Genomic DNA, 22,090 nt, shown 5'->3' with positions numbered 1-22,090 from the left:
GCCGGTCCGGCGCCGTACACACAGTGCACGGCGCCGGACGGACGGACTGCTCTCAGGCTCAGACGTTGACGCCGAAGTCCTGCGCGATGCCGCGCAGGCCCGATGCGTAACCCTGGCCGATGGCGCGGAACTTCCACTCCGCACCGTTGCGGTACAGCTCGCCGAAGACCATGGCGGTCTCGGTCGAGGCGTCCTCGGAGAGGTCGTAGCGGGCGAGCTCGCTGTTGTCGGCCTGGTTCACCACGCGGATGTACGCGTTGCGGACCTGGCCGAAGCTCTGCTGGCGGCTCTCGGCCTCGTAGATCGAGACCGGGAAGACGATCTTGGCGACGTCGGCCGGAACGCCGGCCAGGTTGACCTTGATCGCCTCGTCGTCGCCCTCGCCCTCACCGGTGGTGTTGTCGCCGGTGTGCTCCACCGAGCCGTCGGGGCTCTTCAGGTTGTTGAAGAAGACGAAGTTCGCGTCGCTGGTGACCTTGCCCTGGTCGCTGGTCAGGATCGCGCTGGCGTCGAGGTCGAAGTCGACACCGGTGGTGGTGCGAGCATCCCAGCCCAGACCGACGATGACCGCCGTCAGGTTAGGCGCGGCCTTGGTCAGCGAGACGTTGCCGCCCTTGCTGAGGCTGACTCCCACGGGTCCTCCATTGGGTTCTGTGTGTGGGGCGGTGCCCCGTCGTGCAGGGGCCCTCCCGGCCGTGACCGGGGGAGCTACCGGATCAACGTTTCGATCCTAGTGACGGGTTCCCGCCTGTAAGCAGTTTTCGCAGGGAAAATGCGCGTACGGCCCGCTCGGGCGCGCTCAGATGCTGTCGAGTGCCTTGATGTACTCGTTCAGGTCACGCGCGTCGGGCAGTCCGTTGACGACAGTCCAGCGCACGACGCCCTCCTTGTCGATGATGAAGGTGCCGCGGACCGCGCATCCCTTGTCCTCGTCGAAGACGCCGTAGGCGCGCGAGGTCTCCCCGTGCGGCCAGAAGTCCGACAGCAGCGGGTACTCCAGGCCCTCCTGCTCCCCGAAGACCCGCAGGGTGGGCACGGAGTCGTTGGAGACGGCCAGGAGCTGCACGTCGTCGTTCTGGAAGCGCGGGAGCTGGTCGCGCAGCTCGCACAGCTCGCCGGTGCAGACTCCGGTGAAGGCGAACGGGTAGAAGAGCAGCACCACTGCCTTCTCGCCCCGGAAGTCGGAGAGCCGCACGGTGGCGCCGTGGTTGTCCTTGAGCTCGAAGTCCGGGGCCTTGTCGCCGACCTCGATCGCCATCTCTCGCATCCCTTCGTTCCCGCATCCCCGCGTTGGGCTGTTCGGGTGAGTCACAGACTAGGCCCTGGACGTGGGCAGGTCATGGAACGCACACACCCCGCAGACCGGGGTCACCTGGTCGGCGGGGTGCGGTTGCGTGTCCGCTCGGCTGCGGTTGCGGCTCAGCGCTTGGCCTTGGCCGCCTTCGGCGTCACCAGCTTGGTGGACGTCCACTCCTTGCCGACGGGCAGGCCCTTGGCCAGGGAGAGGCCGGCCGTCTCGGCGGCCTCGCTGATGTCACTGGCCTCGACGTAGCCGTCACGGCCCGTCTTGGGGGTCAGCAGCAGGATCAGTGCGCCGTCCTCGACCAGCTCGGTCGCGTCGACCAGGGCGTCCGTCAGGTCGCCGTCCTCGTCGCGGAACCACAACAGCACCGCGTCGGCGACGTCGTCGTAGTCCTCGTCGGCGAGCTCGCTGACGAGCTTCTCGACAGCGTCACGGAATTCCTGATCGACGTCTTCGTCGTAGCCGATCTCCTGGACCACCTGTTCGGACTGGAAACCCAGCCGGGCGGCCAGGCTCTCCGCGTGGTCCGCGGTCGCGCTCACGGGGTGCCTCCTGCTCATGTTCGGTGAATGTCTTCGGCGGCGCGCGTACGCGCAGCATTGGGCGTAGTCCACACGGGCGCGGCGGATCGCGCAAGTACCCGGCCGCCGAGACCGTCGAAACGGTGACGATTGCGGCCGTCTCGCCGCAACTTTCAGGCTTCCCGTGTGCACCTCTCGTGATTCATCCCACACCATTCCAGCTCATTCGGCATCATCGTCGACGCTTGAGGACTTTCCTACCTGTTTGAGGGACGAACGGTCTTACGAAGCCGGTGCCCGTCTTGGGCGTAAGGTTGCGGTTTGGCCGGACTCGCGACGGATCCCCGCCGATCCTTCCCTCCCGGGTTCCACCGGGTTCCCTGCGGTTTCCAGGGATTACCCGGTGGTAAAGATGAAGATTTCGGCCCAGCGTAAGAGCATGGGAGGCGGCGCCCCCCAGTTACAGCTTCAGCACGACTCCCCCGACAGCGAAGGAACAGCGTGGCTTCCGCATCCGATCGCAATCCGATCATCATTGGCGGCCTGCCGAGTCAGGTCCCGGACTTCGATCCGGAGGAGACGCAGGAGTGGCTCGACTCCCTCGACGCCGCGGTCGACGAGCGGGGCCGTGAACGGGCCCGCTACCTCATGCTGCGGCTGATCGAGCGGGCCCGCGAGAAGCGCGTGGCCGTGCCGGAGATGCGCAGCACGGACTACGTCAACACGATCGCCACCCGGGACGAGCCCTTCTTCCCCGGCAACGAGGAGATCGAGCGCAAGGTCCTCAACGCCACCCGGTGGAACGCGGCCGTCATGGTCTCGCGCGCCCAGCGTCCCGGTATCGGCGTCGGCGGCCACATCGCCACGTTCGCCTCCTCCGCCTCCCTCTACGACGTGGGCTTCAACCACTTCTTCCGGGGCAAGGACGAGGGCGACGGCGGCGACCAGATCTTCTTCCAGGGCCACGCCTCCCCCGGAATCTACGCCCGCGCCTACCTCCTGGACCGGCTCACCGAGCAGCAGCTCGACTCCTTCCGCCAGGAGAAGTCGAAGGCGCCGTACGGCCTTTCGAGCTACCCGCACCCGCGGCTGATGCCGGACTTCTGGGAGTTCCCGACCGTCTCGATGGGCCTCGGTCCGCTCGGGGCGATCTACCAGGCGCGGATGAACCGGTACATGGAGGCGCGCGGTATCGCCGACACCTCCAAGTCCCACGTCTGGGCGTATCTCGGCGACGGCGAGATGGACGAGCCGGAGTCGCTGGGCCAGCTGTCGATCGCGGCCCGCGAGGGTCTGGACAACCTGACCTTCGTCGTCAACTGCAACCTGCAGCGTCTCGACGGCCCGGTGCGCGGCAACGGCAAGATCATCCAGGAGTTGGAGTCGATCTTCCGCGGCGCCGGCTGGAACGTCATCAAGCTGATCTGGGACCGCTCCTGGGACCCGCTGCTGGCCCAGGACCGCGACGGCATCCTCGTCAACAAGATGAACTCCACGCCCGACGGACAGTTCCAGACGTACGCCACCGAGTCGGGCGCGTACATCCGTGAGCACTTCTTCGGCGGCGACCAGCGGCTGCGCGCGATGGTCGAGAACATGTCCGACCAGCAGATCCAGCACCTGGGCCGCGGCGGTCACGACCACAAGAAGGTCTACGCGGCCTACGCGGCGGCCAAGGCACACAAGGGCCAGCCGACGGTGATCCTGGCCCAGACGGTCAAGGGCTGGACGCTCGGCCCGAACTTCGAGGGCCGCAACGCGACGCACCAGATGAAGAAGCTGACGGTCGACGACCTCAAGCGCTTCCGCGACCGTCTGCACATCCCGATCACGGACGCGCAGCTGGAGGGCGGGGCACCGCCGTACTACCACCCGGGCCCGAAGTCCCCCGAGATCCAGTACATGCACGACCAGCGCAGCGCGCTGGGCGGGTACGTGCCGACCCGCGTGGTGCGCGCGAAGCCGCTGCAGCTGCCGGACGACGCGGCGTACGCGGCCGCCAAGAAGGGGTCCGGGCAGCAGTCGATCGCCACGACCATGGCCTTCGTCCGCATCCTGAAGGACCTGATGCGGGACAAGGAGATCGGCAAGCGCTTCGTGCTGATCGCGCCCGACGAGTACCGGACCTTCGGTATGGACGCCTTCTTCCCGAGCGCCAAGATCTACAACCCGCTGGGCCAGCAGTACGAGGCGGTCGACCGCGACCTGCTGCTCGCGTACAAGGAGTCCCCGACCGGCCAGATGCTGCACGACGGCATCTCGGAGGCGGGCTGCACGGCCTCGCTGATCGCCGCGGGTTCGGCGTACGCGACGCACGGCGAGCCGCTGATCCCGGTCTACGTCTTCTACTCGATGTTCGGTTTCCAGCGCACGGGTGACCAGTTCTGGCAGATGGCCGACCAGCTGGCGCGCGGTTTCGTCCTCGGCGCGACCGCGGGACGGACCACCCTCACGGGTGAGGGCCTCCAGCACGCCGACGGTCACTCCCAGCTGCTGGCCTCGACGAACCCGGGCTGCGTGGCGTACGACCCGGCCTACGGCTACGAGATCGCGCACATCGTCAAGGACGGTCTGCGGCGGATGTACGGCCCGGAGGCGGAGGACGTCTTCTACTACCTGACCGTCTACAACGAGCCGATCCAGCACCCGGCCGAGCCGGCGGACGTCGACGTGGACGGCATCCTCAAGGGCATCCACCGGGTGTCGCAGGGCACCGCGGGCACGATCGGGGCGCAGCTGATGGCCTCGGGCGTGGCGGTGCCGTGGGCGCTGGAGGCGCAGCGGATCCTGGCGGCCGACTGGGGCGTCCGGGCGGACGTCTGGTCGGCGACCTCCTGGAACGAGCTGCGCCGCGAGGCGGTCGAGGTGGAGCAGCACAACCTGCTCCACCCGGAGGAGGAGCAGCGCGTCCCGTACGTGACGCGGAAGCTGTCGGGTGCGGAGGGGCCGTTCGTGGCGGTCTCGGACTGGATGCGGGCGGTTCCGGACCAGATCTCGCGGTGGGTGCCGGGTGCGTACACCTCGCTGGGCGCGGACGGCTTCGGCTTCGCGGACACCCGTGGTGCCGCGCGGCGCTTCTTCCACATCGACGCCCAGTCGGTGGTCCTGGCGACGCTCACCGAGCTCGCCCGGGCGGGGAAGATCGACCGCTCGGTGCTGAAGCAGGCGATCGACCGGTACCAGCTGCTGGACGTGACGGCGGCGGACCCGGGCGCTGCGGGCGGCGACGCGTAGGCGCTGCGCGGCGGGACGGATCACAGCGGCGGGCGGGTCCCGGCTTCGGCCGGGGCCCGCTCCCCTTTACGGGTTCCTTACGATGCTCGGCATGAAGGAACCCTCCCGCCAGCTGCTGTGGGAGCGGCGGAGCCAGACCCCGCTGCTCCTGCTCGCCGTGGCTTTCGCCGTGGCGTACGCCGTGCCCATCGTCGCCCCCGACGCGCGCGCGGAGGTGCACCGGGCCTGCACGCACGTCGAATGGGTGGTGTGGGGGGCCTTCGCCGTCGACTACCTGGTCCGCCTCGCCCTCACGGCGGACCGCAGGCACTTCGTCCGGACCCACTGGCTGGACCTGGCCGCCGTGGTGCTGCCGCTCGTGCAGCCGCTGCGCCTGCTGCGGCTGGTCGCCACCTTGATGCTGGTGGGCCGGCGGGCCCGGATGGCTCCGCAGATCCAGCTGACGACGTATGTGGCCGGGGCCGTCGTGGGGCTGCTGATGTTCGGCTCGCTGGCGGTGCTCAGCGTGGAGCGGGACGCCCCCGACGGGAACATCAAGAACCTGGGCGACGCCGTGTGGTGGTCCTTCACCACGATGACGACGGTCGGGTACGGGGACCATTCGCCCACCACCGGTCTCGGCCGGGTCCTGGCCGTCGGTCTGATGCTGTCGGGGATCGCCCTGCTCGGTGTGGTGACCGCCAACATCGCCGCGTGGTTCATCTCCCGCTTCGAACGCGACGACCGGGCGGACATGCTCCAGCTGGCGGCCATCCGGGAACTGCAGGACGAGGTACGGGCGCTGCGCGGCGAGGTCGCCCGGCTGGGCGGCACCACGGCCCCGGCCGCGTCCGTGGTCCCGGCCGCAGCCGTGGCCGTGGGCGGGACCACGACCACGACCACGGACGCAGCTCCGGCCGACCCGCCGAACGCCCCGGCCCAGCGGGAAGCTACCTCTCCCACACCTTGAACGCCCGCACCTGGTAGGGCGACTGGGGCAGCCAGACCCCGTCGCCCGGATAGGTCTGGAACTCGCCCGTCTCCGCGCACTCGGCCGACTGGTAGGTGGTCACCGGGCGCCCGGTGCGGTTGGTGAGCGACTGGGCGCTGGTCCCGGCCGGCAGCGCGGTGCAGCTGTTGATGTCCAGGTTGCTGAGCTCGTGCGTCTGCCGTGCTCCCTTGAACTCCGGTTTCGCCCACAGGCACAGCTGCCCGGTCGCGCAGGCCCCGAGGGTCGGCGGGCCCGCGGCGTGCGCCGTGGTGGCCGTACTCGGGATGAGGGCGGTGAGGGCCAGGACGGTCGCGGCGAGGGTGGTCGTGGTGGTGGCGCGGGTGTTTCGACACGTACGCATGACGGGTCAACTCCTTGTGGACGGCGGGCGCCGGACCGTTTCCGAAAGCTCCGCCGACACCACGCTGACCTGCGGCGACGGGCGGGCGGAAGAGGCCCCGGACGGGTCCACCCGGATAGGCGACAGCACCGGCGGAACCCTCCGGCATGGCCTTGGTACGTACGGAGTTGACGCCTCCGGGAGCCGTGGGGCCGGGCCCGCGGCCGCCCCGGCCGGGGTGCGGACCGGGCCCGGCGCGCACCCGAACGTGTCATGCGCGAACGCTCCCGCCGGCCGGCCGAGGACCTCGGACGGGACGTCGCAAACGGCTTAACGCAGCGGTCGCCGCCCCGTCGGTCACCGGTACGCTGACCGCCCACTCGGCGTCAGAAGGGAGCCCCGCGGTGATGACCGACGAGCGGTCGGCGACGGCCGCGCCGGTGACCGGGCTGCGCGAGCGCAAGAAGCGGCGCACCCGGAACGCGCTGCTGCGCGCCGCCCTCCTGCTGTTCCTCTCCCAGGGGTACGAGCGCACCACCGTCGACGAGATCACCGACGCCGTGAACGTGTCCCAGCGCACCTTCTTCCGGTACTTCGCCAACAAGGAGGAGGTCGTCTTCGCCCTCCAGGAGCTGGTCGAGTCGCGGTTCGTCGCCGAGCTGCACGCCCGGCCGGCGGCCGAGGGGCCCTTCGAGGCCCTGCGGGGCGCGGCGCTCGCCGCCTGGGACAGCGTCGAGCTGGCCCTGTCCGAGGTGGTCCCGGTCGATCTCTACATGCGCAGCTACCGGTTGATCGAGTCCACGCCGGCCCTGCTCGCCGTGCACCTGCGGCGCTCCACGGAGCTGGAGGAGCGGATCTCCCGGCTGATCGGCGCCCGCGAGGGACTGGACGTGGACGCCGATCCGAGGCCGCGGGTCGCGGTCGCCGCGTTCTGCGGCGTGATGCGCGTCACGGGGCGGCTCTGGGGGCAGGGCGAGGACACCAGTGTGGAGTCGATCCGAGGACTGACGGAGACCTATCTCGACCGGATCGGCCCGGCTCTGACCTCCAGTTGGCGCGGGTCCGCGTAGCCCGGCGGCCCGCGCCGTCCGGTCTTCCGGCGCGCCGGCGGGTCCTTCGCCCGGCCCTCACGGAGTCCCACGGTCGGCCGTGAGTCCTGTCACCCGGCACGCCTGTGGCGTAAGACGTCTCATACGCTGGTCACAGTGAACCTGCCCGGCCTTGCCCACCCCACCGCCCTCGGCGCCGACCCGCGCCCTGCCGCCCTGCGTGCCCTGCTCGCGCTGGCGGTGGTCTTCATCATGCTGGCGACCACCGGCTGGACGGCCGTGCACCAGCCCGAGAAGGACACCCCGCTGCGGGTCGCGGCCCTCGGTGCCTGGGCCAAGGCCCGGGTCGACGGCCGCCCGGTGCCCCCCGCGGATGCCCCCGCACGGACGGTGGCCCGTTTCTTCGCGGGCCTCGACGGTACTCAGCGCGCCCGGCTCGCCGACGGCTATCCGCTCGTCGTGGGCAACCTCGACGGGGCCCCCGCCGCCGTCCGCTACCGGGCCAACCAGCAGGGCCTGGAGCAGGCCCGCCGGGTCGAGGAGGCCCGCAGCCGCGATGTCGCGCTGACCCCGGCCGACCGGTCCACGGCCATCCGGCGCTCCCACCGCTTCGCCTCGCTCACCGAGCCGGGCCGCCAGATCCTCGCCTTCGACCCCAGCGGCAACGGCCGCGTGGCCGAGGTCTTCGGTGATCTCTCCGGGGCCGAGCGGGTCTCGGTGATCGTCCCCGGTGTCGACACCGACGTACTCACCTTCGAGCGCACCCAGCGCCGCCTGACCTCGCCGGTCGGCATGGCCGAGTCCCTGTACGAGGCCCAGCGGGCGGCCGAGCCGGACAGCCGGACAGCGGTCATCGCCTGGGCCGGCTACACCGCCCCCACCGGCATCGGCGTGGACGCCGCCACGGGCCGCATGGCCGTCGACGGCGCCGTCCTGCTGAAGTCCCTGACCACGGCCCTGCCCGGGGACGCGAGCGTGGCGCTGTTCTGCCACAGCTACGGATCGGTGGTCTGCGGGGTCGCGGCGCACGAGCTGCCGCGCCGGGTGACCGACGTGGTGGTGGCGGGCAGCCCCGGGATGCGCGCGGAGAACGTCGCCGGGCTGCACACCTCGGCGCGGGTCTGGGCGACGCGCGACGAGGGCGACTGGATCGCGGACGTGCCGCACCTGGAGGTCGGCGGTCTGGGCCACGGCGCCGATCCGGTCTCCCCGGCGTTCGGCGCGCGGCTGCTGTCCTCGGCCCGGGCCAAGAGCCACACCGGCTATTTCGCGCCAGGCACGGACTCTATGGACAACTTCGCCAAGATCGGAACCGGCGCGTTCGCTTCCGTTGTCTGTGCGACCGGGAACGATGCGTGCCGGCGCGGGATTTCCGGGACAGAGCAGGACTGACGCGCGTAGAGGCGCGGAAATCGGTCCCCGCAACCGGGGGGACGCGCGGGGGCGCCGCCGTTTACGATGTGCCGCATGGGTGACGTACTGGCCGGAAATCATGCCGTCTGGGAGTTCGACTCGGACTCGGTGCTCATCCGCTTCGCACGGGGGATCAGAACGCCGAGGCTGCCGCGACTCTGGCATGCCCTGGGCTCGCGCCGGATCCCCCTCGAAGCGGTGTCCGCCGTGACCGTGACCGTGACCGGCAACAAGCGGGACACGGTGGTTCTGCGCGCCCTGCCGCGGCCGGGTGCGGATCCGCTGATGGAGGCCGCCGCCGGGCAGCTCAAGGAGGCCTGCGACCCGTACCGGCTGGTGCTGCCGGGCGACCGGGCGCCGGCCGCCACGGCGTTCGCCGACGAGCTGCGGTCCCGGCTCGGGCCCGATGCCGCCGAGCCGTCCGCGCGCTTCCTCGTCGACGTGCCGCAGCCGCCGCTGCACCTGAAGGCGTACGACGCCCGGGTGGGATTCGACGGCTCGGCGATCACCTTCCAGTGGTCCCGTACAGGCGCCTCCAGCACCAAGTGGAAGGCGGGCGACCAGCGCTTCCCGCTGGCCGCGCTCACCGGCGTCGAGTGGAGCTCCCCCGAAGGCCCCGGCGGGCACCTGCGGCTGCTGCTGCGGGACACCACCGGTGACCCCCGCCCGGACCACGACCTGGCGGCGGCCGTCTTCGGCACGGGCTACGGGGCGGTGCACGACTCGCTGCCGTTCGCCGCGGCCGTCCTGGCCGCCCTGCGCGCCCGTACCCCGGTCGCCTCCGTGCCACGGGCCCGCTCCGGCGACGACCGGCTGCGGCACTTGAGCGAGCTGCACACGGCGGGTCTGCTCACGGACGCGGAGTACGCGGCGCTGCGGGACCGGTTCGCCGCCGAGTCGCTCTGAGCGGTGCCCGGCGGCACGATCCGGAAGGGACGGCCTGAGGCCGTGTCCGCCTAAGCCTCCCGCGCCGCCGAGGTGAAGCTCATGTCCGGGTAGCGGTTCCCGGCGACCTGCGCCGCGATCGGCTCCAGCAGGTCCAGCTCGGCCTGGGTGAGGGTGATCCGGGTAGCCCCGGTGTTCTCGCGCAGCCGCCCGGGCTTGCGGGTGCCCGGGATCGGGACCACGGTCAGCCCGTGCACCTTCGCCCGCTGCTGCACCCAGGCCAGGGCGATCTGCGCCGGGGTCGCACCGCGCTGCGCGGCGATCTCCCGGACCGGGACCAGCAGCTCCGCGTTGGCCTTGGCGTTGTCGCCGTTGAAGCGCGGCTGGTAGCGGCGGAAGTCGTCCTGCGACAGCTCCGCGGAGGCGTCCGCGAAGGACCCGGTCAGGAAGCCCCGGCCGAGCGGGGAGTACGGCACGAAGGCCACACCCAGCTCCGCCGCCGCGCCGACCGCGCTGCGCTCCACGTCCCGGCTGAACAGCGACCACTCCGACTGGAGCGCCGCGATCGGGTGCACGGCATGCGCCTCGCGCAGCTCCGCGCCGGTGACCTCGCTGAGGCCCAGGTGGCGGACCTTGCCCTCCTGCACCAGCTCCGCCATGGCGCCGACGGACTCGGCGAACGGCACGGCCGGGTCGCGCCGGTGCATGTAGTACAGGTCGATGACGTCCACGCCGAGCCGGCGCAGGCTGGCCTCCACGGCCGCGCGGACGTAGCCGCGGTCGTTGCGGATGCCCCGGTACTGCGGGTCGTCGGTGCGCTCTATGGCGAACTTCGTCGCCAGGGTGATCTCGTCCCGGTGGGCGGCCACGAAGGGCGCCAGGAACTCCTCGTTGCGCCCCCGCCCGTAGACGTCCGCGGTGTCGAAGAGGGTGACCCCGGCGGCCAGCGCCGCGTCCAGGGTCTCCCGGGCCGCCGCCTCGTCGGTGTCCCCGTAGAACTCGCTCATGCCCATGCATCCGAGCCCCTGGACGCCGACCAGCGGGCCGCCCTTGCCGAGCTCTACCTGTTCGAGGGTGGTGCCGTGCTCCGTCATTGCTGTGCCTTCCCCGATACCGTTTTCATGGCGTACAGATCGATCTTGTAGTCCAGTACGGCGAGCGCGTCCGTGAGCTCCGTGATCCGCGAGCGCACCTCGCGGCGCGTGCGTTCCAGCAGCTCCCGGCGTTCCCCCACCGTGTGCTCGCCCTCGCGGACCAGTTCGGCGTACCGCACCATGTCCGCCACCGACATCCCCGTGGCGCGCAGCTTGCCCACGAAGGCCAGCCAGTCGAGGTCCTTGTCGGTGAAGCGCCGCTGCCCCGAGTGGGAGCGGTCCACGTGCGGCATCAGGCCGATCCGCTCGTACCAGCGCAGGGTGTGCTGGGTCAGACCGGTCCGGGCCTCGACCTCGCTGATCGTGTACCGCGTCTGCGTCAGGCTCTGGCTCATGACTCCACGCTAAAACCCTTGAGTGCACTCCAAGCAAGTAGGCTCGGCGACATGGACAGCGCGGAGGACGGGAACGGCATGGAAAGCCTGCGGATCATCGAGACCTGGCCGGTGCCGACCGCCGCGGCGGCCGTCGTACGGGCCGACGGGAGCCTGGCGGGCTCCCACGGGCCCGTCGACCACCGGTTCGCCCTGGCGTCGGTCACCAAGCCGCTCTCCGCGTACGCCGCCCTCGTCGCGTACGAGGAGGGGGCGATCGAGCTGGACGAGCCGGCCGGGCCCGAGGGGTCGACGGTCCGTCACCTGCTCGCGCACACCAGCGGCCTGGCCTTCGACGAGCACCGGGTGTCGGCCCCGCCCGGGCAGCGCCGGCTGTACTCGAACGCCGGTTTCGAGGAGCTCGGCGACCACATCGCCAAGGCCACCGGCATCCCCTTCGCGGAGTACCTGCACCAGGCGGTCTTCGAGCCGCTGGGCATGGAGCGGACCACCCTGGAGGGCTCGCCCGCCAAGGACGGCGTCTCGACCGTCTCCGACCTGCTGCGGTTCGCCGCCGAGCTGCAGGCGCCGCGGCTGCTGGACGTCCGTACGGTCGCCGAGGCCACCTCCGTGGTCCACCCCGGACTCAAGGGCGTCCTGCCGGGATACGGGCACCAGTCCCCCAACGACTGGGGCCTCGGCCTGGAGATCCGCGACCACAAGTCCCCGCACTGGACGGGCGTTTCCTCCTCGCCGCGGACCTTCGGCCACTTCGGCCAGGCCGGCACCTTCCTGTGGGTGGACCCGGACGCGCGCGCCGCGTGCGTGGCGCTGACCGACCGCGCCTTCGGCCCGTGGGCGGCCGAGGCCTGGACGCCGTTCACCGACGCGGTGCTGGCCGAGCTGCGCTCCCGCTAGGACGGCCTAGTCGCCGGAGGGGGCGGGGAACTCCCAGATCAGCAGCTCCCCCGGGGACCCGGCGACGACCTCCAGGTCCCGTTCGGCGGTGATCCGTACCGAATCCCCGGGGCCCAGCTCCGCCCCGTCCAGGCGCACGTCCCCGCGCACCACGTGCAGGTACACCCGGTCGGCCGCGGGTACGGTGACACGCTCGCCCGCGCCGGGCCGCCGGACGTGCAGCACGGCGCCGGCCGCGGGGACCTCGTAGGGCGCGGTGTCGGTGATCCCGCGGACGACCCCGTACGAGGGCTCGCCGCCCGCGGCGAGGGGCGCGAGCCACATCTGCACGAAACGCAGCCGCCCGGGGCCGTCGTTGCGCTCCACGTGCCGCGCCCCGGATCCGGCGCTGAGCCGCTGTACGTCCCCGGGCCGCACCACGCTCTTCTCTCCGGTGCTGTCGTGGTGGGTGAGCTCGCCCTCGATCACCCAGGTCACGATCTCGGTGTGGCTGTGCGGGTGCTCGTCGAAGCCGGCGCCCGGCGCGAGGGTCTCCTCGTTGCAGGCGAGCACCGGCCCGAAGCGCAGATTGTCCGGGTCGTAGAAGGCGCCGAAGGAGAAGGCGTGCCGGGTGGTGATCCCGGCGGCCGGGTCCCCGCCCTCGTACCGGTCGGCGCCGGGGCGAACATCAATCATGGACGCCACGGTAGACCCCGGCGCGGACCGGGGCGCGGGCCGCGGGCGGGACCGGACTCCGCGTACCCGTCCCGATAAGGCAGTCTTGTCACGTGCCCCAACCCGAACGTGAGCATTCGCCCGCCACACATGCCGCGCATCCCGCTCCCGCCCATCCGCACACCGCGACCCTCCGCCGACTGGAGAAGTCCGCGGGCCGGCTGGCCGCCAACGCGATCGCGCGCATGGACGAGACCCTGCCGTGGTACCGGGCCATGCCGCCCGAGAACCGGTCGTGGATCGGCCTGGTCGCCCAGGCCGGTATCGCCGCGTTCACGGAGTGGTTCAGGCACCCGGAGACCCCGCAGGCCATCTCCACCGATGTCTTCGGGACGGCTCCGCGCGAGCTGACCCGGGCGATCACCCTGCGCCAGACCGTCGAGATGGTCCGCACCACGATCGAGGTCATGGAGTCCGCGATCGAGGAGGTGGCCGCGCCCGGCGACGAGTCGATCCTGCGCGAGGCGCTGCTCGTGTACGCCCGGGAGATCGCCTTCGCGACCGCCCAGGTGTACGCGCAGGCCGCCGAGGCGCGCGGGGCCTGGGACGCCCGGCTGGAGTCCTTGGTCGTCAACGCGGTGCTGTCCGGCGAGGCGGACGAGGGTGCGCTGTCGCGGGCGGCGGCGCTGGGCTGGAACTCCCCGGAGCACGTGTGCGTGGTGCTCGGCACCGCGCCGGAGGGCGACAGCGAGCTGACGGTGGAGGCGATCCGGCGCGCGGCCCGTCACCACAAGCTCCAGGTCCTCACGGGCGTGCTCGGGGACCGGCTGGTCGTCATCGCGGGCGGCAGCGACAACCCGATCCAGGTGGCCAAGTCGCTGATCGGACCGTTCGCGGCGGGACCGGTGGTGGCCGGACCGGTGGTGTCCGACCTGCTGAACGCGACGAAATCGGCGCAGGCCGCGGCGGCCGGGCTGAAAGCGTGCACGGCCTGGCAGGATGCCCCTCGGCCGGTCCTGGCGGACGATCTCCTGCCGGAACGTGCCATCGCCTCCGATCCCGCCGCCAGGGATCAGCTGGTGGAGGAGATCTACAGACCACTGGAGGAGGCGGGGTCCGCACTGCTGGAGACCCTGAGCGTCTACCTGGAGCAGGCGAGCAGCCTGGAGGGGGCGGCGCGGATGCTGTTCGTGCACCCCAACACGGTGCGCTACCGGCTACGACGTGTGACCGACGTCACCGGATGGTCTCCTTCCGATGTCCGCTCGGCGTTCACGCTGCGAATCGCCCTGATTCTCGGGCGTCTGGCCGACGGCGACCCCCAGTCCTAGACTTTTGTCGGACATCAACAATTACCCCGACCGTTCTTCGTCCCTGTCCCCACGGGCGGCAGGGACCATCCACAAGAGAGAGTGTGAGGGTGCTCGTACTCGTCGCTCCCGGCCAAGGCGCTCAGACGCCCGGCTTCTTGACTCCCTGGCTCGAACTTCCCGGTGCCGCTGACCGCGTCGCCGCGTGGTCGGACGCCATCGAGCTCGACCTTGCCCACTACGGCACGAACGCAGATGCCGACGCGATCCGCGACACGGCCGTGGCCCAGCCCCTGCTGGTCGCCGCGGGCCTGCTGTCCGCGTCCGCGCTCGGTTCCCCGGCCGCCTTCGGCGCCGTCGCAGGCCACAGCGTCGGTGAGATCACCGCCGCCGCCTACGCCGGCGTGCTGTCCGAGGCCGACGCGCTGTCGTTCGTCCGGACCCGCGGTCTGGGGATGGCCGAGGCCGCCGCCGTCACCGAGACCGGCATGGCCGCGGTCCTCGGCGGTGACCCCGACGTGGTCGTCGCACACCTGGAGAAGCTGGGCCTGACGCCCGCGAACATCAACGGCGCGGGTCAGATCGTGGCCGCCGGCACGATGGAGCAGATCGCCGCTCTGGAGGCCGACAAGCCCGAAGGCTCCATGAAGGTCGTCGCCCTCAAGGTCGCGGGCGCGTTCCACACGCACCACATGGCCCCCGCGGTCGCCACGCTGGAGAAGGCCGCCGAGGCCCTCACCCCGGCGGACCCGGCGCTGAAGTACGTCTCGAACAAGGACGGCCTTGTCGTCACCACGGGCGCCGATGTCGTCGCCCGCCTGGTCGGCCAGGTCGCCAACCCGGTCCGCTGGGACCTGTGCATGGAGACGTTCGCCGCACTGGGCGTCACGGGAATCATCGAGCTCAGCCCCGGTGGCACCCTGACGGGTCTGGCCAAGCGCGCGCTGAAGGGCGTACCGAGCGTGGCTCTGAAGACCCCGGACGATCTCGACAAGGCCGCGGCGCTCATCGCCGAACTGACGGCCTGAGAGAAGGAGCCCACACAGCATGTCCAAGATCAAGCCGGCCAAGGGCTCCCCCTACGCCCGCATCCTCGGTGTCGGCGGCTACCGCCCGACCCGTGTGGTGCCCAACGAGGTCATCCTCGAGACCATCGACTCGTCCGACGAGTGGATCCGCTCCCGCTCCGGCATCGCGACCCGGCACTGGGCCTCGCCCCAGGAGACCGTCTCCGCGATGTCGGTGGAGGCTTCGGGGAAGGCGCTGGCCGACGCCGGTGTCGCCCCGGAGCAGATCGGTGCCGTGATCGTCTCGACGGTCTCGCACTTCAAGCAGACCCCGGCCGTCGCGACCGAGATCGCGCACCGGATCGGCGCGGGCAAGCCCGCCGCCTTCGACATCTCCGCCGGCTGTGCCGGGTTCGGCTACGGCCTGACCCTGGCCAAGGGCCTGGTGGTGGAAGGTTCCGCGGAGTACGTCCTCGTCATCGGCGTGGAGCGGCTCTCGGACCTGACCGACCTGGAGGACCGCGCGACGGCCTTCCTGTTCGGTGACGGCGCCGGCGCCGTGGTCGTCGGTCCCTCGGACGAGCCGGCCATCGGCCCCACGGTGTGGGGTTCGGAGGGCGACAAGTCCGAGACGATCAAGCAGACCGTGCCGTGGGACGAGTACCTCGGCAAGGACGGCGGCGAGAAGTTTCCGGCCATCACCCAGGAGGGTCAGGCGGTCTTCCGCTGGGCCGTCTTCGAGATGGCCAAGGTGGCCCAGCAGGCGCTCGACGCGGCCGGGATCACCGCGGACGACCTGGACGTCTTCATTCCGCACCAGGCGAACATGCGGATCATCGACTCGATGGTGAAGACTCTGAAGCTGCCGGAGCACGTCACGGTCGCCCGTGACGTGGAGACCACCGGCAACACGTCGGCCGCCTCGATTCCGCTCGCTATGGAGCGGCTCCTGGCGACCGGAGCGGCGAAGAGCGGCGACACCGCGCTCGTCATCGGCTTCGGGGCGGGGCTCGTCTACGCCGCGACGGTCGTTACCCTCCCCTAGGGCCGGGATCCACATCCCACCCTGTTCCACCTCAGTTAGCTATAGAAGGAGCGCCACATGGCCGCCACGCAGGAAGAGATCGTCGAGGGTCTCGCGGAGATCGTCAACGAGATCGCCGGTATCCCCACCGAGGACGTCGCGATCGAGAAGTCCTTCACCGACGACCTGGACGTCGACTCGCTCTCCATGGTCGAGGTCGTCGTCGCCGCCGAAGAGCGCTTCGACGTCAAGATCCCGGACGAGGACGTCAAGAACCTCAAGACGGTCGGCGACGCCGCTGACTACATCCTGAAGCACCAGGCCTGAGCCTGACGAGCGTTTGTCGCCACCTGGCGGTGGCGCCGTGACAATTCAGCACCCCCTGAGACGTGGAGAAAGAATTCCTGTGAGCCCGACCAATCGCACCGTGGTCGTCACCGGTATCGGCGCAACCACTCCGCTGGGTGGCGACAGCGCTTCGACCTGGGAAGGTCTGCTTGCCGGCCGTTCCGGCGTGAAGCCCCTGGAGGGCGAGCGCTTCGCCGAACTCCCGGTACGCATCGCCGCTCGGGCCGCCGTCGACCCGAGTGAGGTCCTGCCCCGGCCGCTGGCCCGCAAGCTGGACCGCTCGGCGCAGTTCGCCATCATCGCGGCCCGCGAGGCGTGGGCCGACGCCGGTTACACGACCCCGGCCGGCGAAGAGACGGAAACGGGCGCCTTCGTCGCGCCCCAGCGTCTGGGCACCGTGATCGCCTCCGGCATCGGCGGTGTCACCACCCTGCTCGACCAGTACGACGTCCTGAAGGACAAGGGTGTGCGCCGGGTCTCCCCGCACACCGTCCCCATGCTCATGCCGAACGGCCCGTCGGCCAACGTCGGCCTGGAGGTCAACGCCCAGGCGGGCGTGCACACTCCGGTCAGCGCCTGCGCGTCCGGCGCCGAGGCCATCGGCTACGCCGTCGAGATGATCCGTTCCGGCCGCGCCGACGTGGTCGTCGCGGGCGGCACCGAGGCGGCGATCCACCCGCTGCCGATCGCCGCGTTCGCCAACATGATGGCGATGTCCAAGAACAACGAGAACCCCGAGCAGGCCTCCCGCCCGTACGACAAGGCCCGTGACGGCTTCGTACTGGGCGAGGGCGCGGGCGTCGTCGTCCTGGAGTCCGCCGAGCACGCCGCCGCGCGCGGCGCCCGGGTCTATTGCGAGGTGCTGGGCCAGGGTCTGTCCGCGGACAGCCACCACATCGCGCAGCCGGAGCCGACCGGCCGCGGTGTCGCGGCCGCGGTGCAGAACCTGCTCGACAACACGGGTCTCGACCCGGCCGAGCTGGTCCACCTGAACGCGCACGCCACGTCCACCCCGCAGGGTGACACGGCCGAGCTGAAGGCCCTGCGCAAGGTGCTGGGCGACGACCTCGACCACATCGCGATCTCCGCGACCAAGTCGATGACGGGTCACCTGCTGGGTGGCGCGGGCGGTATCGAGACCGTCGCGACCGTGCTGGCGCTGTACAACCGGCTGGCCCCGCCGACGATCAACATCGACGACCTCGACGAGGACATCGACGCGGACATCGTCGTCGGCGAGCCGCGCAAGCTGCCGGCCGACGGCCCGATCTCCGCGATCAACAACTCCTTCGGCTTCGGCGGCCACAACGTGACCCTGGCATTCCGCACGGTCTAGTACGTCCGAGCTACGCGAAAGGCCCACCCGGTGAATCCGGGTGGGCCTTCTGCGTGCCTTCTGCGTGCCTGCTACGGGGCTTCTGCGTGACCGCCGCATGCCTGCGGCGGGGTCAGACCACCTGGTGGAGCCAGCGGACCGGGGCGCCCTCGCCCGCGTAGCGGAAGGGCTCCAGTTCGTCGTCCCACGGCTTGCCGAGCAGCTTGGCGATCTCCGCCTCCAGGTCGGTCTCGCCGCGCGCGGAGCGGGCGAGCGCGGCGCGCAGCCGGTCCTCCGGGATCAGGATGTCGCCGTGCATGCCGGTGACGGCGTGGAAGATGCCGAGCTCCGGGGTGGAGCTGTAGCGCTCGCCCTCGGCGGTCGGGCACGGTTCCGCGGTCACCTCGAAGCGCAGCAGGTGCCAGCCGCGCAGCGCGGAGGCGAGTTTCGAGGCGGTGCCCGCTTCGGCCTGCCAGGAGAACTCGGCTCTCCAGGTGCCCGGGGAGGCGGGCTGTCTGATCCAGTCGAGGTTCACCCGCACCCCGAGCACGCCCGCAACAGCCCATTCCACATGCGGGCAGAGCGCGCGCGGTGCGGAATGCACGTACAGAACTCCACGTGTCGTCACCGGGACCTCCAGTGTGGGACGAGGTCGGGAATAAACTCCAGAAAACGGACAGTATGTGACGTGATGTAATGTAACGGAAATTATTTGACATTGCGCTACGGGACCTGCGGCCGAAACGCCACGGGAAAAAGCTACCGTGCGCCAGGGGTCATGGTGTGACGTACGGTCGCTCCAAGACCCGTAAACACAGAGCTTTCACTCAGCAGGACCCCCCGAACGATGTGGGGACGACAAGGAGGGCCCCTTCCCATGCGCACCACCGCTCCGCACCGTCGCGCGCGCCGGACCCTCGCGGGAGCGGGCGCGGCGGTCGCCTTGCTGGCCGGGGCGGCCACCGGGTGCAGCTCGGGCGGGTCGGGCGGGCAGGGCGGAGAGAGCGGGGCGCCGGGCGCACCGCGCTGGAACACGGCGCCCGCCTCGATCGCGGCCGTGGGCGACTCCATCACGCGCGGTTTCGACGCCTGTTCGGTCCTGGCCGACTGCCCGGAGGTCTCCTGGGCCACCGGGAACGACCCCGCGGTCCGCTCCCTCGCCGCCCGGCTGCTCGGGGACGCCGAGGCGCCCGCCCGGAGCTGGAACTACGCGGTGACCGGCTCCCGGATGGCGGACCTGCCGGCTCAGCTGGCGGGGGCCGCCGCGCACAAGCCCGACCTGGTCACGGTCATGGTGGGCTCGAACGACGCCTGCCGGCCCACGGCTTCGTCGATGACGCCGGTGGCGGAGTTCCGGTCCGGTTTCGAGCAGGCTCTCGCGGGCCTGCGGACCGCGTCCCCCGCCTCCCAGGTGTACGTCTCCAGCGTGCCGGACCTGCAGCGGCTGTGGGAGCAGGGCAAGGACCTCCCGATGGTGCGGCAGATCTGGAAGCTGGGGATCTGTCAGTCCATGCTCGCCGATCCGCTGTCGGCGGCCTCGGGGGCGACCGCCCGGCGGGAGCAGGTGCGGGCGCGGGTGGTGGAGTACAACGAGGTGCTGCGCGAGGTCTGCGCGAAGGACGCGCTGTGCCGCTACGACGGCGGCGCCGTGTTCCAGTACCCCTTCGCGGCGGATCAGTTGAGCCGCTGGGACTGGTTCCATCCGGGCAAGGACGGGCAGGCGCGGCTCGCGGAACTGGCGCACCGCCAGGTGACGGCGGCCGACCCGCCGCGTTGACGCCCCGGCGCGCGGCGGGTCCGGGGGCGGGAGTCAGGGCCCGCCCCCGGACCGGTTCTCAGGGGTGATTTCCGGCCATACGGTGTGTCACGCGATGTCGAGCGTCGCGGTCAGCCGGGTGTCACCGTGCGAGTGGCTCGCGCGGACCTCGTAGGTGCCGCCGATCCGCCGCCAGCGGCGGGCCTCCTCGTCCCAGATCTCGAAGGCCCGGGCGGGCAGGGCGATCTCGGTCTCGACGCTTTCGCCGGCGCCCGCCGCGACGCCCGCGAAGGCGGCCAGCCAGCTCGCCGGGCGCTCCGCGCTGTCGTGCGCGGGCGCCAGGTAGACCTGGACGACCTCGCGGCCGGGGCGGGTGCCCGTGTTGGTGAGGCGGACCCGGACCGTGTCGCCGGTGACCTCCAGGGAGTCGTACGTCCAGTCGGTGTAGCCGAGTCCGTGCCCGAAGGGGTAGGCGGGAGTCACGGCGTGCTTCTCGTACGCCCGGTAGCCGATGAAGAGCCCCTCGCGGTACTCCAGGCGCCCCTCGGTCGGCACGACCTCGGTGACGGGCGCGTCCGCGAACCGCGCGGGCCAGGTGGTGGGCAGCCGCCCGCCCGGTTCCGCGTCGCCGAGGAGTACGTCGGCCAGCGCGGCCCCGCCCTCCTGCCCGGGGAACCAGGTCAGCAGGACGGCGGCCACGTCCTCGCGCCACGGGAGCTCCACCGGGGAGCCCGCGTTGACGACGACCACCGTGTTCGGGTTCACGGCGGCGACGGCGCGCACCAGGTCGTCCTGGCGGCCGGGGAGGGTGAGGTCCTGCCGGTCGAAGCCCTCGGACTCCACGCGCTCGGTGGTGGCGACGACCACGACGGCGGTGTCGGCCTCGCGCGCGGCGGCCACGGCCTCGGCGATCAGCTCGTCGGCGTCGCGCCGCGGGCCGAGGTGGAGCAACGAGAACATGACCGCCCTGAGCGGCAGCGCGGACATGTCGGGGACCTGGAAGGTCAGCGACACCTCGACGGGCTCGCCCTCGGTGAGGGTGAGGCGGGCGCGCTCGCTGGGAGCGCCGAAGAAGGCCTCGAAGGGGTCGGCCTCGTTGCCCATCTCCTGGACGCCGCTCCACAGCTGCTCGCCGCCGACGGACAGGGCGAAGGCGCCGAGTCCGCGGGTGCCGAAGGCGTGCTCGCCGCTCTCGCGCGGCACGAACGTGCCGCGGACCTCGATGCTCGCCATGGTCTCGTACGTGACCCCGGCGGGCAGGTCGTCGCCGATCCACTGGACCTGGCCCGAGGGCAGGCCGCCCTCGCCGAGGACGGCGCCGGTGGCGTCGCGGCAGACGGCGTGGAGTTCGAAGCCCTGGCCGGCGGGGGTGAGTTCGTCGGAGGGGTCGGCGCCGATGCTGTAGGTGAGGGCCCCTTCGGGGAGGGCGGCGGTGAGGCCGTCGAGCGGGGAGACGATCCGCTCGGGGAAGACGGTGGCACTGCCCCCGCCGAGGACACGGGCGTCCCGGGCGGCGGCTCCGGAGAGGGCGACGGTGCGCCGGGCGGCCCCGTCGAGCGGCAGTGCGCCTTCGTTGCGGACCAGGACGAAGCCGCGGGCGGCGAGCTCGCGGGCCAGCGCCTGGCCGTCGATCGGGGCCGGGGCGCTCTCCACGGCGGCGGGGGCGCCTTCCAGGGCGCCGACGCGGGCGGCGAGGCGCAGGACGTTGCGCACGGCCTCGTCCACGGCGGACTCGGGGACCTCGCCGGCGCGGACGGCCTCGGCGAGGGCGGGGCCGTAGACGGTGGTGGGGCCGGGCATGGCCACGTCGAGGCCGCCCAGGATGTCGCCGGCGGTGGAGCGGGCGGCCATCCAGTCGGAGACGTTGCAGCCGTCGAAGCCCCATTCGGCGCGCAGGACCTCGTTCACCAGGTACTGGTGCTCGGTCATGGTCGTGCCGTCGACCTGGTTGTAGGCGGTCATGATGCCCCAGGGGTGGGCATTGGCGACGATGGCCTCGAAGGGGGCCAGGTACAGCTCGCGCAGCGGGCGCGGGGCGATGACGCTGTCGACGGTGAACCGGTCGGTCTCGGCGTCGTTGCCGACGAAGTGCTTGACGGTGGTGCCGACGCCGCCGTCCTGGACGCCGTTCACATAGCCGGAGCCGACGGCGCCGGTGAGGTACGGGTCCTCGGAATAGCACTCGAAGTGCCGGCCGCCGAGCGGGGAGCGGTGCAGGTTGACGGTGGGCGCGAGGAGGACGTGCACGCCCTTGCGGCGGGCCTCCTGGGCGAGGAGCCGGCCGGCGCGGCGGGCGAGCTCCGGGTCCCAGGCGGCGGCGAGCGCGGTCGGGGACGGCAGGGCGATCGAGGGGTCGTCGGCGGTCCAGCGCACGCCGCGGACTCCGATGGGCCCGTCGGAGAAGACCAGGGACTCCAGCCCGATCGCGGGGACGGCGGGCAGGGACCACATGTCCTGGCCGGCCAGGAGCCGGGTCTTGGTGTCGAGGTCCAGTTTGCCCAGCGCCGCCTCGACGGCGTCGTTGCGGCTCTGTTCGCGGACCTGATCGGCATCGGTCACGGCCGTGCCTCCTCGT

At 71.5% G+C, this 22,090-nt stretch carries 21 protein-coding genes; 12 read left to right on the top strand and 9 right to left on the bottom strand.

Annotated features, from left to right (window positions below; genetic code table 11):
• Positions 1-58: 58 nt before the first annotated feature.
• The 3 genes from KO717_RS24810 to KO717_RS24800 form a co-directional block, all read right to left on the bottom strand.
• Positions 59-634: a TerD family protein gene (locus KO717_RS24810; protein ID WP_030715382.1), complete on the bottom strand. Its 576-nt coding sequence runs from the start codon at positions 632-634 to the stop codon at positions 59-61.
• Between the two features lie 165 nt (positions 635-799).
• Positions 800-1,258 (bottom strand): peroxiredoxin, encoded by a 459-nt coding sequence (locus KO717_RS24805; RefSeq protein ID WP_301371417.1) that lies wholly within the window; start codon positions 1,256-1,258, stop codon positions 800-802.
• Positions 1,259-1,419: 161 nt separating this feature from the next.
• Positions 1,420-1,845, bottom strand: a complete 426-nt coding sequence (locus KO717_RS24800) for a DUF3052 domain-containing protein (protein ID WP_189736701.1) — start codon at positions 1,843-1,845, stop codon at positions 1,420-1,422.
• Positions 1,846-2,325: 480 nt separating this feature from the next.
• On the opposite strand from KO717_RS24800, the gene aceE reads away from it, so the two are divergent.
• Both aceE and KO717_RS24790 read left to right on the top strand, forming a co-directional pair.
• On the top strand, positions 2,326-5,058 hold the full coding sequence (aceE, locus tag KO717_RS24795; RefSeq protein ID WP_301371413.1) for a pyruvate dehydrogenase (acetyl-transferring), homodimeric type: 2,733 nt from the start codon (positions 2,326-2,328) through the stop codon (positions 5,056-5,058).
• Between the two features lie 91 nt (positions 5,059-5,149).
• Positions 5,150-6,007: a potassium channel family protein gene (locus tag KO717_RS24790; RefSeq protein WP_301371411.1), complete on the top strand. Its 858-nt coding sequence runs from the start codon at positions 5,150-5,152 to the stop codon at positions 6,005-6,007.
• On the opposite strand, the gene KO717_RS24785 is transcribed toward KO717_RS24790, so the two are convergent.
• Positions 5,988-6,389 (bottom strand): peptidase inhibitor family I36 protein, encoded by a 402-nt coding sequence (locus KO717_RS24785; protein WP_301371409.1) that lies wholly within the window; start codon positions 6,387-6,389, stop codon positions 5,988-5,990. The genes KO717_RS24790 and KO717_RS24785 overlap by 20 nt on opposite strands.
• Positions 6,390-6,775: 386 nt before the next feature.
• Between KO717_RS24785 and KO717_RS24780 the strand changes: the two genes are divergently transcribed.
• The 3 genes from KO717_RS24780 (at position 6,776) to KO717_RS24770 (ending at position 9,736) form a co-directional block, all read left to right on the top strand.
• Positions 6,776-7,438, top strand: a complete 663-nt coding sequence (locus tag KO717_RS24780; RefSeq protein ID WP_301371407.1) for a TetR/AcrR family transcriptional regulator — start codon at positions 6,776-6,778, stop codon at positions 7,436-7,438.
• A 219-nt stretch (positions 7,439-7,657) separates the two neighbouring features.
• The gene (locus KO717_RS24775) at positions 7,658-8,809 is read left to right on the top strand and encodes an alpha/beta hydrolase (protein ID WP_437184651.1); all 1,152 of its coding nucleotides are present in this window, start codon (positions 7,658-7,660) and stop codon (positions 8,807-8,809) included.
• A gap of 66 nt (positions 8,810-8,875) precedes the next feature.
• Positions 8,876-9,736 carry a DUF4429 domain-containing protein gene (locus tag KO717_RS24770; RefSeq protein WP_301371405.1) on the top strand — a complete coding sequence of 287 codons (861 nt, stop codon included), beginning with the start codon at positions 8,876-8,878 and terminating at the stop codon, positions 9,734-9,736.
• Between the two features lie 50 nt (positions 9,737-9,786).
• Here KO717_RS24770 and KO717_RS24765 read toward each other — a convergent pair whose 3' ends face one another.
• Positions 9,787-10,809: an aldo/keto reductase gene (locus KO717_RS24765; RefSeq protein WP_301371403.1), complete on the bottom strand. Its 1,023-nt coding sequence runs from the start codon at positions 10,807-10,809 to the stop codon at positions 9,787-9,789.
• The gene (locus KO717_RS24760) at positions 10,806-11,204 is read right to left on the bottom strand and encodes a MerR family transcriptional regulator (protein WP_301371401.1); all 399 of its coding nucleotides are present in this window, start codon (positions 11,202-11,204) and stop codon (positions 10,806-10,808) included. The genes KO717_RS24765 and KO717_RS24760 overlap by 4 nt, the downstream gene beginning before the upstream one ends.
• A gap of 78 nt (positions 11,205-11,282) precedes the next feature.
• Here KO717_RS24760 and KO717_RS24755 point away from each other — a divergent pair, with 78 nt between their 5' ends.
• Complete coding sequence (locus KO717_RS24755) at positions 11,283-12,101, top strand: serine hydrolase domain-containing protein (RefSeq protein WP_301374723.1); 819 nt, start codon at positions 11,283-11,285, stop codon at positions 12,099-12,101.
• A gap of 6 nt (positions 12,102-12,107) precedes the next feature.
• Here the strand turns inward: KO717_RS24755 and KO717_RS24750 are convergent, their stop codons facing one another.
• Complete coding sequence (locus KO717_RS24750; protein WP_301371399.1) at positions 12,108-12,776, bottom strand: pirin family protein; 669 nt, start codon at positions 12,774-12,776, stop codon at positions 12,108-12,110.
• A gap of 92 nt (positions 12,777-12,868) precedes the next feature.
• Between KO717_RS24750 and KO717_RS24745 the strand changes: the two genes are divergently transcribed.
• The 5 genes from KO717_RS24745 (at position 12,869) to KO717_RS24725 (ending at position 17,780) form a co-directional block, all read left to right on the top strand.
• Positions 12,869-14,086 (top strand): PucR family transcriptional regulator, encoded by a 1,218-nt coding sequence (locus tag KO717_RS24745; RefSeq protein WP_301371398.1) that lies wholly within the window; start codon positions 12,869-12,871, stop codon positions 14,084-14,086.
• Positions 14,087-14,175: 89 nt separating this feature from the next.
• The gene (locus KO717_RS24740) at positions 14,176-15,093 is read left to right on the top strand and encodes an ACP S-malonyltransferase (RefSeq protein ID WP_301371396.1); all 918 of its coding nucleotides are present in this window, start codon (positions 14,176-14,178) and stop codon (positions 15,091-15,093) included.
• A gap of 19 nt (positions 15,094-15,112) precedes the next feature.
• Positions 15,113-16,117: a ketoacyl-ACP synthase III gene (locus tag KO717_RS24735; protein ID WP_030009996.1), complete on the top strand. Its 1,005-nt coding sequence runs from the start codon at positions 15,113-15,115 to the stop codon at positions 16,115-16,117.
• Positions 16,118-16,174: 57 nt separating this feature from the next.
• On the top strand, positions 16,175-16,423 hold the full coding sequence (locus KO717_RS24730) for an acyl carrier protein (RefSeq protein WP_030009997.1): 249 nt from the start codon (positions 16,175-16,177) through the stop codon (positions 16,421-16,423).
• 79 nt (positions 16,424-16,502) lie between these two features.
• Positions 16,503-17,780, top strand: a complete 1,278-nt coding sequence (locus KO717_RS24725; protein ID WP_301371392.1) for a beta-ketoacyl-[acyl-carrier-protein] synthase family protein — start codon at positions 16,503-16,505, stop codon at positions 17,778-17,780.
• Between the two features lie 112 nt (positions 17,781-17,892).
• Here KO717_RS24725 and KO717_RS24720 read toward each other — a convergent pair whose 3' ends face one another.
• The gene (locus KO717_RS24720) at positions 17,893-18,387 is read right to left on the bottom strand and encodes a DUF3145 domain-containing protein (RefSeq protein ID WP_030160508.1); all 495 of its coding nucleotides are present in this window, start codon (positions 18,385-18,387) and stop codon (positions 17,893-17,895) included.
• 249 nt (positions 18,388-18,636) lie between these two features.
• Here KO717_RS24720 and KO717_RS24715 point away from each other — a divergent pair, with 249 nt between their 5' ends.
• Positions 18,637-19,536: an SGNH/GDSL hydrolase family protein gene (locus tag KO717_RS24715; RefSeq protein ID WP_301371388.1), complete on the top strand. Its 900-nt coding sequence runs from the start codon at positions 18,637-18,639 to the stop codon at positions 19,534-19,536.
• Between the two features lie 87 nt (positions 19,537-19,623).
• Here the strand turns inward: KO717_RS24715 and KO717_RS24710 are convergent, their stop codons facing one another.
• Complete coding sequence (locus KO717_RS24710; RefSeq protein WP_301371386.1) at positions 19,624-22,074, bottom strand: beta-glucosidase family protein; 2,451 nt, start codon at positions 22,072-22,074, stop codon at positions 19,624-19,626.
• Positions 22,075-22,090 lie beyond the last annotated feature (16 nt).

This window comes from Streptomyces xanthophaeus (assembly GCF_030440515.1).
Taxonomy (GTDB): domain Bacteria; phylum Actinomycetota; class Actinomycetes; order Streptomycetales; family Streptomycetaceae; genus Streptomyces; species Streptomyces kutzneri.
This window is presented reverse-complemented; position numbering and strand designations above follow the sequence as displayed.